The sequence below is a fragment of the Pseudomonas sp. microsymbiont 2 genome, assembly GCF_054788395.1.
This window is the reverse complement of sequence record NZ_CM139112.1, coordinates 4,836,800-4,852,561: the sequence shown is the minus strand read 5'-3', so window position 1 is coordinate 4,852,561 and position 15,762 is coordinate 4,836,800. Positions and strand designations below refer to the sequence as shown.

The window sequence follows — 15,762 nt, the reverse complement described above, 5'->3', positions numbered from 1 at the left end:
GAGCGGGTTTATCCGCGAATATGCCGTTGCGCCGAGTAACGCGTTCGCGGGTAAACCTGCTCCCATAGGGGCCCAATCGCTGACCGTTCGTCGGTTGGATCCAATGGATAAGTGGCTGAAACCCGCGAATCACGTGCCGCCTCGACAAAGTATTAACACCATTTGATCGGCTCCGACGCCTTACTCCCGGCTCCTGAGCGGCTACACATTCCTGCAAAGGAAACCTGTTAGCCATTGATCAGGCGTTTCGGCCGTCGCGTGTTTCGCGTCTCGCTTGCACCCCGCAGTACACGCATTCAAGGACTGAATTGCCTGATCCACGAAGGAGCTCTCCGTGGACAGACGTGCCGCCCCCCGTTCGCCCGCCCGTATCTCGCAATTGTCGCTTGCCGTCAGCCTGGCCGTCGGAACCTTGGCCTTCGGCCTGAGCAGTGAGCAGGCGCTGGCCGTCTGTTCCGCGGCAGGCGCCACGATCACCTGCAACGGCGCGGCCAACCCGTTGGCGCCGAGCTATACCAATGGCGGCAACAACCTCAACGTGACCGTCAACCCAGGCGCCTCGTTGGGCACCTTGCTGGGCGTCGGCGGCACCTCGCTGTCGCTGGCGGGTACTGGCAACACGCTGACCAACTCCGGCACCATCGATCCGACCTTGCTGGGCTTGCTGAGCATCCAGTCCACCGCGGTGCTGATGGGCAACACCGGCAACAGCGGCAACCTGACCATTACCAACAATGCCTCTGGGGTGATCAAAGGCACGGGTGCCTTGCTGGGCCTGAACCTGCTCAACCTTACCGGCATGGCGCTGGATGCCCGCAACGGCGCGAGCGGCACCACCACCATCAGCAACGCCGGGTCGATCGGTTCCTCGGCCCTGGCGGGGCTTTCGATCTTGAGCGAGGACACCCCGGTGATCGCGGTGACCGGCGGCGGCAGGGTGATTTTCACCAACACCGGCACCATCCTCGGGCGGGCGGCGTTCGAAGCTTCCACGACGGGCAACACCTTCACCAACGCGGGGTCCATCACCGGCAGCCTGTCGATGGGGGCCGGCAGCACCAACCGCTTCAACGCCATCACCGGCTCCAGCGTCAGTGCCGGGCTGGGGATCGGCGTGGCGTTGCTGGTCACCAGCAACCCCAACCTTGGCTTCGCGGCGGCGGGCAAGATCGACGGTGGCGCCGGTGGCACCAACACCCTGGCGCTGCAGAACGTCATTGGTGGCGGTAGCGGTACCAGTGGCAGCGGCACCATCAACGCCGCCAACTACATCAACTTCAACCGGCTGATCGTCGACGCCGGCACTTGGAGCCTGATCGGCCAGGTGCTCAACGGCACCACCCAGACCACCCTCAACGATGGCCAGCTCAACTTCGACAACGCCAGCGCGTTCGGTACCGGCGCCATCACCGTCAATGGCGGCGGCCTGGCGGGCACCGTCGGCGGGCTGAACCTGGCCAACAACCTGACGCTCAATGCCGGGTTGAACGTCGGCGGCGCCACGGACATGGGCCTCAATGGCGTGATCTCCGGGGTCGGCGGCCTGACCAAGACCGGTGCCGGCCTGCTTACCTTGGGCGGCACCAATACCTACAGCGGCGGCACCACCCTGGCCGCTGGCGGCCTCAACCTCACCAGCGCCGCAGCGCTGGGCAGCGGTGGCCTGACCGTCAGCGGCGCCGGCAGCCTGCAGGGCAGCGTACCGCTGGTGCTGAACAACGCCGTGACCCTGAACGCGGCGCTGACGCTGCCCGGCAGCAACGCCCTGACGCTTGGCGGCGTGCTCAGCGGCACTGGCTCGCTGGCCAAGAGTGGCACCGGCAACCTGACGCTGAACGGCCTCAACACCTTCAGCGGCGGTACCACGCTGGCCGGCGGCATCCTCACGCTAGGCAATGACGGCGCGCTTGGCTCCGGCGCCCTGACCCTCACCGGCAATGGCACGCTCGACAGCAGCGCGCCGCTCACGCTGGGCAACGCCATCGCTTTGGGCGGCAACACCCTCACGCTGCCGGGCAGCAACGCGGCGACCTTGAACGGCGTCATCAGCGGTACGGGCGGTCTGACCAAGAACGGGGCGGCCGACCTGATCCTCAATGGCGTCAACACCTACAGCGGCACCACCACGCTCGGCGCCGGCAAGCTCACCCTCGGCAACAGCGCCGCGCTTGGCACCAGTGGCCTGGCCCTGACCGGCAATGCCAGTCTCGATGCCAGCGGTGCGGTCAGCCTGGGCAATGCGATTGCCCTCGGGGCCAATACCCTCGACCTGCTCGGCACCAGCGCCATGACCCTGGGCGGCGTCATCAGCGGCACCGGCGCCCTGGTCAAGAATGGCGCCGGCGACCTGACCCTGAACGGCAACAGCACCTTCAGCGGCGGCCTGACGCTCAACACTGGCAAGCTCACGGTAGGGCACAGCAACGCGCTGGGCAGCGGTGCGCTGACCCTGGGCGGCAACGCCAGCCTCGACGCCAGTACTGCGGTCAACCTGGGCAACGCGGTCAATCTCGGCGCCAACACCCTCGACCTGCTGGGTACCAGCGCCACCACCCTGGGCGGGGTCATCAGCGGTACCGGCGCGCTGGTCAAGAACGGCAGTGCCGGCCTGACCCTCAATGGCAGCAACACCTTCAGCGGCGGCACCACCCTCAATGGCGGCGTGCTGACCGTGGGCAACAACAATGCCCTGGGTACCGGTGCGCTGACCCTCGGTGGCAACGCCAGCCTGGATGCGGGCGTGGCGGTCAACCTGGGCAATGCCATCAATCTGGCCGGCAACACCCTGACCCTGGCGGGCACCAGCGCCACCACCCTGGGCGGGGTGATCAGCGGTACCGGAGCACTGATCAAGAACGGCAGCACCAACCTGACCCTGGGTGGCGCCAACACCTTCAGCGGCGGGCTGAACCTCAATGCCGGTACCCTGACCCTGGCCAGCGCGGCGGCCCTGGGCACGGGCGACTTGACCGTCGGCGGAGCCTCGACCCTGGCCAACGCCGTGGCGATGACGCTGAGCAATGGCGTCAACCTCGGCGCCGACCTGACCCTGGCCGGCGCCAACAATCTCAATCTGGCCGGTAATCTCAGCGGTACGGGTGGCCTGATCAAGAACGGCAGCGCCAGCCTGACCCTGAGCGGCGCCAACACCCACAGCGGCGTCACCGCGCTCAACGCCGGCACCCTGGTGCTCGGCAGCAACACCGCGCTGGGCAGCGGCGCGCTCAACGCCGCCGCCAACACCACGCTGGACACCAGCGTCGCGGGGCTGAACATCGCCAATGGCTTGACCCTGGCCGGCAACCTGAACCTGCCTGGCAGCAACGACCTGACCCTGAGCGGCGTCATCGCCGGCGTTGGCGGCATCACCAAGGGCGGCAACACCAGCTTGACCCTGACCGGTGCCAACACCAACAGCGGCTCCACCTTCCTCAACAGCGGTACCCTGGTGGTCGGCAGCAACACCGCGCTGGGCACAGGAACCCTCAACACCGCCGCCGGCACCCACCTGGACGCCAGCACTGCCGTGAGCCTGGCCAACAACGCCATCATCGCCGGCCCCCTGACCATCGACGGCAGCGCCGACCTGGGCCTGAGCGGCGTGCTCAGCGGCATCGGCTCGCTGGTCAAGAACGGCAACGCCAGCCTGACCCTGAGCGGCAACAACGTCTTCACCAACGGCACCCAGCTCAACGCCGGCACGTTGATCCTCGGCAGCAACACGGCCCTGGGCATCGGTGGCTTGGCCCTGGGCGGCAATGCCAACCTCGACACCAGCACCTCGGTCGCGGCCACCAACACCATCAGCCTGGGCGGCAACACCTTGACCGTGCTGGGCAGCAACGCCACCACCCTGACCGGGCAGATCAGCGGCACCGGCGCGCTGGTCAAGAGCGGCAGCGCCGGCCTGACCCTCAACGGCAACAATACCTTCAGCGGTGGCACTACCCTCAACGCAGGCACCTTGACCCTGGGCAACAGCAACGCCCTTGGCACAGGTGCGTTGACCCTGGGTGGCAATGCCAGCCTCGACGGCAGCGGAGCGCTCAACCTGGGCAACGCCATCAACCTCGCCGGCAATACCCTGACCCTGGCGGGCAGCAATGCCACCACCCTCGGCGGCGTGATCGGTGGTACCGGTGGCCTGGTCAAGAACGGCGCCAGCAACCTGACCCTGAGCGGCGCCAACACCTTCAGCGGCGGCCTCGACCTCAACGCCGGCACCCTGACCCTGGCCAGCGCCGCGGCACTGGGGACCGGCGCGCTGAACATCGGCGGCGCCGCCACCCTGGCCAATTCGACGGCGATGACCCTGAACAACGCCATCAACCTGGGCGCCGACCTGTCGCTGCCCACCACCAGCAACCTGACCCTGGCCGGCACGCTCAGCGGCACCGGCGGCCTGATCAAAAGCGGCAGCGCCACCCTGACCCTCAGTGGCAACAACACGCACAGCGGTGCTACTGCCCTCAACGCCGGCACCCTGGTGCTCGGCAGCAACACCGCCCTGGGTACCGGCGCGCTCAATGCCGCCAACAACACCACCCTGGACACCAGCGTGGCCGGTCTGAACATTGGCAACGCACTGAACCTGGCCGGCAACTTCATCCTGCCCGGCAGCAACGACCTGACAGTGAGCGGCACCATCGCCGGCAACGGTGGCATTACCAAGAACGGCGCCACCACCCTGACCCTGACCGGCAACAACAGCAACAGCGGCCTTACCCGCCTCAACGACGGCACCCTGGTAGTCGGCAGCAACACCGCACTGGGTACCGGTACCCTCAACACACTGGCCGGCACCCACCTGGATGCCAGCACCGCGGTGAGCCTGGCCAACGACGTCACCATCGCCGGCCCCCTGACCATCGATGGCGGCGCCGACCTGGCCCTGGGCGGCGTGGTCAGCGGTATTGGTTCGCTGGTCAAGAACGGCAACGCCAACCTGACCCTCAGCGGTAACAACATCTACACCAACGGCACCCAGCTCAATGCCGGCACGCTCACCCTCGGCAGCAACACCGCGCTGGGGATCGGCGCCCTGACCCTGGGCGGCAACGCCAACCTCGATGCCAGTACCGCGGTGGCGGTGACCAACGGCATCGGCCTGGGCGGCAATACCCTGACCGTGCTGGGCAGCAATGCCACCACCCTCGGCGGCCTGATCAGCGGCAGTGGCGCGCTGGTCAAGAACGGCAGCGCCGGGCTGACCCTCAACGGCAACAACACCTACAGCGGCGGCACCACCCTCAATGCCGGGCTGCTGACCCTGGGCAACAACAACGCCATCGGCAGCGGCGCCCTGAACGTGGGCGGCAATGCCAGCCTCGAGGGCAGCGCCGCGCTCAACCTGGGCAACGCCATCAACCTGGGAGCCGGCGCCACCCTGACCTTGCCGGGCAGCAGCAACACCACGCTCGGCGGCGTGATCAGCGGCACTGGCGCGCTGACCAAGAACGGCAGCAGCAACCTGACCCTGTCGGGGGCCAACACTTTCAGCGGTGGTCTCAACCTCAATGCCGGTACCCTGACCCTGGCCAACGCCACGGCGCTGGGGACCGGCGCGCTGAACGTCACTGGCGCGTCGACCCTGGCCAACAGCTCGGCGCTGACCCTGGGCAACAACGTCAACCTCGGCGCCAACCTGACCCTGGGCGGCAGCAGCAACCTGACCCTGGGCGGCGTGCTTGCCGGCTCCGGCGGCTTGATCAAGAACGGCGTGTCCGACCTGACGCTTACCGGCAACAACACCTTCAGCGGTGCCATCGACCTGCAAGGTGGCAGCATCAGCACCGTTGGCGGCGCGGCCTTGGGCAATACCTCAGGGGTCAATGTCGGTGCCGGTGCCAGCCTCAACCTCGGCGCCAGTGCCACTATTGGCGGCCTGACCGGCGCCGGCACGGTGAACCTTGGCGCAGGCAGCGATCTGAGCGTGGGTGGCAACAACCTCAATGGCGTGTTCAGCGGTGTCCTGGCCGGCAGCGGCGGGCTGATCAAGCAAGGCACCGGCAGCCTGGAGCTGTCGGGCACGAACGTGTTCGGCGGCAACACCACGGTCAACGCCGGCCTGCTCAACGTAACCGGCTCCCTGGCCAGCGCCAGCGTGCAGGTCAACAGTGGCGCCAGCCTCGGCGGCACCGGCAGCCTGCTGGGCGCGCTCGACATCGCCAACGGCGGGCACCTGCTGGCCAACAGCGGCGCGACCCTCGGCACCGGCGCGCTGACGCTGCACAGTGGCTCGATCCTCGACTTCGGCCTGGGCTCGCCCGCCACTGGCGGCACGGCACTGGTCAACGTCAACGGCAACCTGACCCTGGACGGTACCCTCAACGTCACCGATCTCGGCGGTTTCGGCACCGGTATCTACCGGCTGTTCGACTACACCGGCGCGCTGGTCGACAACGGCCTGCTGGTCGGCAATGTGCCGGGTGCCATGCTGCCCGGCGACCTGCAGGTGCAGACGTCCATCGGCAGCCAAGTCAACCTGCTGGTTGGCGGCGCCACCGGCACCGTGCAGTTCTGGGATGGCGGCCAGAACGTGCCCAATGGCGTGATCGACGGCGGCACCGGCACCTGGAATGGCAGCAACACCAACTGGACCGATGTCAACGGCGTGCTCAACGGCAGCTGGGCCAACGATTTCGCGGTGTTCCAGGGCACCGCGGGGGATGTCACCGTGGTCGGCACCCAGGCCGCCACCGGGCTGCAGTTCGTCACCAATGGCTATCGCCTGATCGGCGCTGGTGGGCTGAACCTGGTCAACGGCAGCAATGGCGCCTTCGCCGTGCGTGTCGACCCCGGCGTAACCGCGACCCTCAACGTCGGTCTCTCGGGCAGTGGCCAACTGGCCAAGCTCGATATCGGCACCCTGGTGCTCAATGGTGCCAACAGCTACACCGGCGGCACGTTGTTCAACGGCGGCACGGTCGTGGTCGGCAACAACAGCGCTTTTGGTACCGGCTCGGTCAGTACCGCCAACGGCACCACCCTGGACAGCAACACCGCCGTGACCCTCGGCAACGCCTTCAATCTCAGCGGTGCCCTGACCGTCGCCGGTTCCGCCGACCTGGGGCTGTCCGGCGTGGTCTCCGGCCTTGGCAGCCTGGTTAAGGCTGGCGGCGCCAACCTGACCCTGGGCAACGCCAACACCTACAGCGGCGGCACCAGCCTGGGTGCTGGCACCCTGACCTTGGGCAACGCCCAGGCGCTGGGCACGGGCGGCTTGACGATATCTGGCGCCTCCAGCCTGGACACCACCGGCAACCTGGCACTGGGCAATACCATCGCCCTGAACGCCAACCTCACCCTGCCGGGCAGCAACGACCTGACACTCAATGGCGCGCTCAGCGGCAGCGGTGGCCTGATCAAGGCCGGCGCCGGCACGCTCACCCTCAACGGCAGCAACAGCCAGCAGGGCAGCACCAGCCTGAACGGCGGCACCCTGGTGGTGGGAAGCAATACTGCGCTGGGCACGGGTGCCCTGAACGCGGTGGGCGGCACCACCCTGAGCAGCAACGCCAACGTCACCCTGGCCAACCAGATCAACCTGGCCGGCAACCTGACCATCGCCGGGGCGCAGAATCTGACCCTGGGCGGCAGCATCGGCGGTGTCGGCGGCCTGACCAAGACCGGCAGTGGCACCCTGACCCTCAATGGCTCCAATGGCAACCTGGGCAACACCAACCTCAATGCCGGCACCTTGGTGCTCGGCAGCACCACCGCGCTTGGGCTCGGCCAGCTCAATGCGGCAGCCGGCACCACGCTCGATAGCAACACTGCGCTGAGCATCGGCAATACCGTCAACCTGGGGGGCGGTGTCACGATCGCCGGCAGCAACAACCTGGAACTGGGCGGGTTGGTCACGGGGGCCGGCAATCTGACCAAGAACGGCGCCGCCAACCTGACCCTCAGTGGCGCCAACACCCTGACCGGTGGCGTGACCCTCAACGCCGGCACCCTCACCCTGGGCAACAACCAAGCGCTGGGCACTGGCACCCTGACCGTCGGCGGTGCGAGCGAGTTGGCCACCCTTGGCGCGCTGACCCTGGCCAACCAGGTGACGCTCAACGACACCCTGAGCCTGATCGGCAACGACAACCTGGCGCTCAACGGCGTGATCAGCGGCACCGGTGGCCTGAGCAAGACCGGCAGCGGCAACCTGACCCTTGGTGCCGCCAACACCTACCAGGGCACCACCACCCTTGGGGCTGGCACCTTGACCCTGGGCAACAACAGCGCCTTGGGCACGGGCAGCCTGGCGGTGACCGGCAACAGCACCCTGGCCACTACCGGCGTTCTGCAGGTGGCCAACGCCATCGGCCTCGGCACCGGTGTCACTCTCGGCGTCGACAACACCCAGACCCTGACCCTCGATGGTGTCATCAGTGGTGCCGGGGCGCTGAACAAGCTTGGCGCCGGGCAACTGGTGCTCAATGGCAACAACACCTATGCCGGTGGTACTTCGCTGCAGGCCGGCAGCCTGCTGCTCGGCAATGCCGGGGCCCTGGGCAGCGGAGCCCTGACCGTCAACGGTGCCGCCAGCCTCGATGCCAGCCAGGCGCTGGTGCTGGTGAACGCCGTCAACCTTGCCGGTGGCAACCTGACCCTCGGCGGCAGCCAGGCGCTGACCCTCAACGGCGTGGTTTCCGGCAGCAATGGTCTGATCAAGAACGGCGCCGCCACCCTGACCCTCAACGGCAACAACACCTACAGCGGCGGCACCAGCCTCAACGCAGGCACCCTGGTGGTCGGCAGCAACACCGCGTTGGGCAGCGGCGACCTCAGCACCGACGCCAATACCAGCCTCGATGCAGGCGGCGCGGGCGTCACCCTGGCCAACAACGTGCACCTGGGAGGCACCCTCAACCTGCCAGGCAGCGCCGACCTGACCCTCACCGGTGTGGTGGACGGCGTCGGTGGCCTGAACAAGTCCGGGAGCGCCACCCTGACCCTAAACGGCGCCAACAACTACCTGGGCGGCACCACACTCGGCGCTGGCCGGCTGGTGGTCGGCAACGACAACGCGCTGGGGCAGGGCGCCCTGACCGTGGCCGGGGCCTCGACCTTGAGCAGCGGCACCGGCACCACCCTGGCCAACAACGTCACCCTCAATGCCGGGCTGACCGTCGACGGTGGCAACGACCTGACCCTCAACGGCGTGCTCAACGGCACTGCCGGCTTGACCAAGAATGGCAGCGGCAACCTGACCCTCAATGGCAACAACGGCTATCAGGGCGGCACCCAGCTCAACGCCGGGCGCCTGACCCTGGGCAGCAGCGGCGCGCTGGGCACCGGCACCTTGGCGGTCACTGCCGACGCCACCCTGGCCAACAGCACGACCATGGCCTTGGGTAACACCATCGCCTTGAGCAACGGTGCCAACCTGACCGTCGAAGCCGCCAGTGCGCTGATCTTCAGCGGCGACATCGGCGGCAGTGGCAACCTGGTCAAGACCGGCGTCGACGACCTTACCTTGGTCGGCGTCAAGACTTTCACTGGCAACGTCGACATTCAGGCCGGCTCGCTCACTACCCTCGGTAGCGGTGTGCTGGCCAACGTCGACACCCTTAACGTCGGCGCCAGCGGCCAATTCAACCTCAACGGCAACGCCAGCCTCGGCAGCCTGACCGGCAGTGGCCGGGTCGATGTCGGCATCGGCAGCGTGCTGAGCCTGGGTGGCAACAACCTGAGCGGTACCTTCGCCGGCGATATCAACGGTCTGGGCGGCCTGACCAAGGTCGGCAGCGGCACCCTGACGCTGACCGGCACCAGCAACCTGGCCGACAACACCCAGGTCAACGCCGGCACCCTGAAAGTGGACGGCACCCTGGGCAGCAACCTGCTGACGGTCGCCAGTGGTGCCACCCTGGCCGGTAGCGGCACCGCCAACGCCACGGTGGTGATCAGCAACGGCGGCCACCTGGCCGGGCAGAGCGGCGCCACCCTGGGCCTCGGCAGCCTGGTGCTCAACAGCGGCTCGATCGTCGATGTCGGCCTCGGCGCGCCGTCAACCGGCGGCACCGCGCTGTTCAACGTCGGCGGCAACCTGACCCTCGACGGCACGCTCAATGTCGGCAGCATCGGCGGCTTCGGCAACGGTGTGTACCGCATCTTCGACTACACCGGCTCCCTGACCGACAACGGCCTGGACTTCGGCAGCCTGCCACTGGGCGTGGGCCTGGGCGACGTGAGCCTGCAGACCGTCCTGGCCAACCAGGTCAACCTGCTGGTCAGCGCCGCTGGCCTGAACATCCAGTTCTGGGACGGCAGCCAGAGTGTGCCCAACGGCCAGATCGATGGCGGCACCGGCGTGTGGAACGCCGGCAACAGCAACTGGACCGACCTCAACGGCTTGCTCAACACCACCTGGGGTAGCACCTTCGCGGTGTTCCAGGGCACGCCGGGCGATGTCACCGTCGAGGGCAGCCAGACGGTCAACGGCCTGCAGTTCGTCAGCGATGGCTATCGCCTGCTGGCGGGCACCGGTGGCACGCTCGACCTGATCAACGGCAGCGGTGGCGACACCAGCGTGCGGGTCGACCCCGGCGCCACGGCGACCCTCGATGTCGGCCTGAGCGGCGTCGGCAAGCTCAACAAGCTCGACACCGGCACCCTGGTGCTCAACGGCAACAACAGCTACAGCGGTGGCACCCTGCTCAGCGGCGGTACCCTGGTCGTCGGCAATAACACGGCCCTGGGCAGCGGCGCGCTCGACACCGCGGCGGGCACCACCCTCGACAGCAACGCCTCGGTAACCCTGGGCAATGCCATCACCCTGGCCGGTCCGCTGACCATCGCCGGTACCAACGACCTGGCGCTCAACGGCAACATTGGCGGCGCTGGCGGCCTGGTCAAGGCAGGCAACGCACGGTTGGCGCTGGCCGGCAACAACACCTTCGCCGGCAACACCGCGCTCAATAGCGGCACCTTGGTGCTGGGCTCCAATACCGCGCTCGGCACCGGCAACCTGACCACGGCGGCGGGTACCAGCCTGGACAGCAGCCAGGCGGTTACCCTGGCCAACAACGTCACCACCACGGGCGACCTCACCGTGCTGGGCAGCAACGACCTGACCCTGGGTGGCACCGTCGCTGGCACCGGCCGCCTGATCAAGACAGGCACGGCCCGCTTCGCGCTGATGGGGACCAACACCTACAGCGGCGGCACCGAGCTGCAGACCGGCACCCTGGTGGTCGGCAACAACGCGGCGCTAGGCACTGGCGGTCTCGAGGTCACCGGCAACGCCAACATCGACAGTGCCAGCGCCGTCACCCTGGCCAATCCAGTCAATGTCAGCGGCGTGCTCAACGTGCTGGGCAGCAATGATCTGCAATTGGCAGGTGTGCTCAGCGGTGGGGGCGAAGTGAACAAGAGCGGCCTGGCCGACCTGACCCTGTCGGGCAACAACACCTTCAGCGGCATCCTCAACATCCTGTCCGGCAGCCTGAGCACCATCGGCACCACCGCCCTGGGTACCCAGAGCCAGCTGAACGTCAGCAGCGGCGCCAGCCTCAACCTCGACGGCAACACCAGCCTCGGCGACATCGGCGGTACCGGTGCGATCCAGATCGCCGCCGGCAACAGCCTCAACGTCGAAGGCGGTGTGTTCGACGGCAACATCAGTGGCTCCGGCACCCTGAACAAGCTCGGCATCGACACCCTGGCGCTGAACGGTGCCAACAGCCATACCGGCACCACCAACGTGCAGGGCGGCGGCCTGAAAGTCGATGGTTCCCTGGCCAGTGGCGCGGTGAATGTGGCCAGCGGTGCCAGCCTCAGCGGCGCCGGCAGCCTGGGCGGCGCGGTGACGGTGGCCAATGGCGGCAATCTCGCGGCTGTCAGCGGCAGCACGCTGAACGCCGGCAACCTGGTGCTCGACAGCGGTGCCAACTTCAATGCCTCGCTGGGCGCGCCGTCGACTGGCGGCACCCCGCTGGTCAACGTCGCCAACGACCTGACCCTGGGTGGCACGCTCAACGTCGCCGATATCGGCGGTTTCGGCGCCGGCGTCTACCGGTTGTTCGCCTACGGCGGCAGCCTGGTCAACAACGGCATGAGCTTTGGCACCACCCCGGTGCCGGTCACCGACCTGACCGTGCAGACCGCCGTCGCCAACCAGGTCAACCTGGTGGTCGGTGGCGCCAGCAACGTGCTGTTCTGGGACGGCAGCCAAAGTGTCGCCAACGGCGTGATCGATGGCGGCAGTGGCACCTGGGATGCCACCAACACCAACTGGACCGATGCCAACGGCGTGCTCAACAGCACCTGGAACGATACCTTCGCCGTGTTCCAGAACACCGCGGGCACCGTCACCGTCAATGGCAGCCACAACATCACCGGCCTGCAGTTCGTCACCGACGGCTATGTGCTCAATGCCGGCGTGGGCGGTGAGCTGCTGGGCAACGGCGCCACCAACCTGCGGGTCGACAATGGCGTCACCGCCACCCTCAACGTCGCCCTCAACGGCACCGGCAGCGTCGCCAAGCAAGATGCCGGCACCCTGGTGCTCAATGCCGCCAACGGCTACAGCGGCGGCACCGCGCTCAACGGCGGCACCCTGGTGGTCGGCAACGACAGCGCGCTGGGCAGTGGCGTGCTGACCGCCGCTGGCGGCACCACGCTGGACAGCAATACCGCCGTCACCCTGGCCAACGACACCGTGCTCAACGGCGCCCTGGCCATCGCCGGCAGCAACGCCCTGACCCTGGGCGGTGTGGTCAGCGGTAGCGGAGGGCTGATCAAGAACGGCAGTGGCGTGCTGACCCTGAACGGTGCCAACAGCTACAGCGGCGGCACCCAGATCAACGCCGGCAGCGTCGTGGGCAACACCACCAGCCTGCAGGGGGCGATCCTCAACAACGCCGCGCTGACCTTCGAGCAGAACGCCAACGGCAGCTACACCGGCAACCTCACCGGCAACGGCACCCTGGCCAAGAACGGCACCGGCGAACTGCTGCTGACCGGCGTCAACACCTTCACCGGCGCCACCAGCGTCAATGCTGGCAGCCTGCTGGTCAATGGCCGCCTCGACAGCGCCACCGTGCAGGTCGCTACCGGCGCCCGTCTCGGCGGCAGCGGCACCTACGGCGGTGCTGTGCAGATCGCCAACGGCGCCACCCTGGCCGCAGGCCAGAGCGCCACGCCGCTCACCGTCGGCAGCCTCGACCTGAGTTCGGGCAGTGCCCTGGACTTCAGCCTCGGCGCGCCGGCCGCCTCCACCACCGTGGTCAAGGTCAATGGCAACCTGGTGCTCGACGGCACGCTGAACATCACCGACGCCGGCGGCTTCGGCACCGGTGTGTACCAACTGTTCAACTATGGCGGCACGCTGACCAATAACGGCCTGGTGTTCGGTGCCATTCCTGGCAGCGTGGCCCTGGGCGACCTCAGCCTGCAGACCGCCATCGCCAACCAGATCAACCTGGTGGTGCAGAACGTCGGTGAAGATCTGCAGTTCTGGAACGGTGGCAAGACCAATCCCGATGGCAGCATCGGGGGTGGCAGCGGTACCTGGGGCCCGAATACCGGCTGGACCAACGCCAGCGGCACCAGCAACGAAGGCTGGAGTGGCGGCTACGCGGTATTCGGCGGCACCGCGGGGACCGTTACCGTGGTGGGCAACCAGTCGTTCGATGGCTTGCAGTTCCTCAGCGATGGCTATCAGGTGGTCCCCGGCAGCGGCGGCAGCCTGACCCCGGTCAATGGCGCCGACGGCAGCCTGGCCCCAGTGCGGGTCAACGCCGGCGCCACCGCCACGGTCAGCGCGCCGCTGGTCGGCACCGGCGGTATCGAGAAGCTCGATGCCGGCACCTTGATCCTTGCGGGCGCCAACACCTACAGCGGCGGTACCACCGTCAGTGGCGGCACGCTGGTCGGCAACACCACCAGCCTGCAAGGCAACATCCTCAACAACGCCAGCCTGGTGTTCGCCCAGGGCAGCAACGGCACCTTCAACGGCACCCTCAGCGGCACTGGCACCACCACCAAGCAAGGTGGCGGCACCTTGCTGCTGACCGGCAACCAGCCGTTCAGCGGCGCCTTCAACGTCAACCAGGGCGTGCTCCAGGTGGGCGACGCCGCCAACCCGGGCAGCAACCTCGGCGCCCAGGTGACCGTGGCCAACGGCGCCGCGCTGACCGGCAACGGCACCGTCGCCGGGCTGACCAACAACGGCACCGTGCTGCCAGGGCCTGCCGGCAACCTGAACGTCTCGGGCAACTTCACCAATGGCGCCAGCGGCACCCTGGTCATCGACCTGGGCACCTCGCCGGTGAACTACCTCAACGTCGGCGGTACCGCCAACCTCGGCGGCAGCCTGATGGTGGCCAACCTCGCCAGCGGCAACGGCCAGTACACCGTGGTCAGCGCCGCGGGCGGGGTCAACGGCACCTTCGCCACCACCAACCTGGCCAACTCGGCGTTCCTCAACAGCTCGCTGGACTATGGCGCCAACCAGGTGACCCTGTCGGTGAGCCGCAACGGCAACTCCTTCGCCGACGTCGCCGCCACCGGCAACCAACGTGGTGTGGCCACCGCCCTGAGCAGCGCCGGCGCACCGGCCACACTGGTGGAAAACCTGCTGCCGCTGGATAGCCAGAGTGCCCAGGCCGCGTTCGACAGCCTGTCCGGCGAGATCCACGCCAGCACCGCGACCGTGCTGATCGAGGACTCGCGCTACATCCGCGAAGCGGTCAACGATCGCCTGCGCCAGGCTGACTGCAGCGACCCGAACGATCCACGCCGTACCCTGGCGCCGACCGCCAACCAGCAGCTGACCAGCGAAGGTTGCCAGGGCCAGGCCGTGGGCTGGATCCGCGCCATCGGCGGCTGGGGCACCTACGACGGCAGCAGCAGCCATGCCAGCGTCGATCGCGACCTGTCCGGCTTCATGCTCGGCGTCGACCGTGCCCTGGATGACGCGTGGAAGGTCGGCGTCGCCGCCGGCTACACCCGTTCGAGCATCGATGCGCACCGTCGTCGCTCGGATGCGTCGGTGGACAGCTACCACCTGACCACCTACCTGGGTTACCAGATGGACGCCTTCGCCGCGCGCCTGGGCGTGGCCTACAGCTGGCATGACATCGACAGCAAGCGCGACGTCGAGGTGGGCGGCTACAACGACCGCCTGAAAGCCAAGTACGACGCACGCAGCGCCCAGGTGTTCGGCGAAGTGGGCTATGCCATCGACGCCGGTGGTATCGCGCTGGAGCCGTTCGCCGGGCTGGCCTATGTCAACTACGACAGCGACACCGCTCGTGAGAAAGGCGGGGCAGGGCGGTTGCAGGGCAGCGTGGATCAGGACGTGACGTTCTCCACCGTTGGCGTGCGGGCAGGCAAGCGCATCAAGCTCGACAACGGCAGCGAGATCACCCCACGGCTGTCGCTGGGCTGGCGCCATGCCTTCGGTGATGACAAGCCCGATGCCGACCTGCGCTTCATCGATGGCGGCGCCGGGTTCAGCACCGAGGGTGTGCCGATCGCCAAGGATGCGGCGGTGGTCGAGGCCGGGCTGGATCTGTCGGTCGGGCAGAGCGGCAAGCTGGGGGTTGGTTACTCCGGGCAGCTGTCCAGCGAGAACCGCGACCATGGTGTGGTGGTGAGCTTCAGCATGGGGTTCTGAGGTAGATTGCCGGGGGCTGCTCTGCAGCCCTTTCGCGACACAAGGCCGCTCCTACATTTGTTTCGGGCCAGTCCATCCTGCGCCATTGCCTGGTCCGCCTTGTTTGCCTGACGCGGTTTCAGCGTGGGCACCGCTGGCGCCCC

1 protein-coding gene is annotated in these 15,762 nt (G+C 67.7%); it reads left to right on the top strand.

Going from position 1 to position 15,762, the window contains the following annotated elements:
- The first annotated feature begins 334 nt into the window (after positions 1–334).
- A complete protein-coding gene (locus ACYUME_RS21870; RefSeq protein WP_460416839.1) occupies positions 335–15,619 on the top strand; it encodes an autotransporter-associated beta strand repeat-containing protein in 15,285 nt (5,094 codons plus the stop codon).
- Positions 15,620–15,762: the final 143 nt, after the last annotated feature.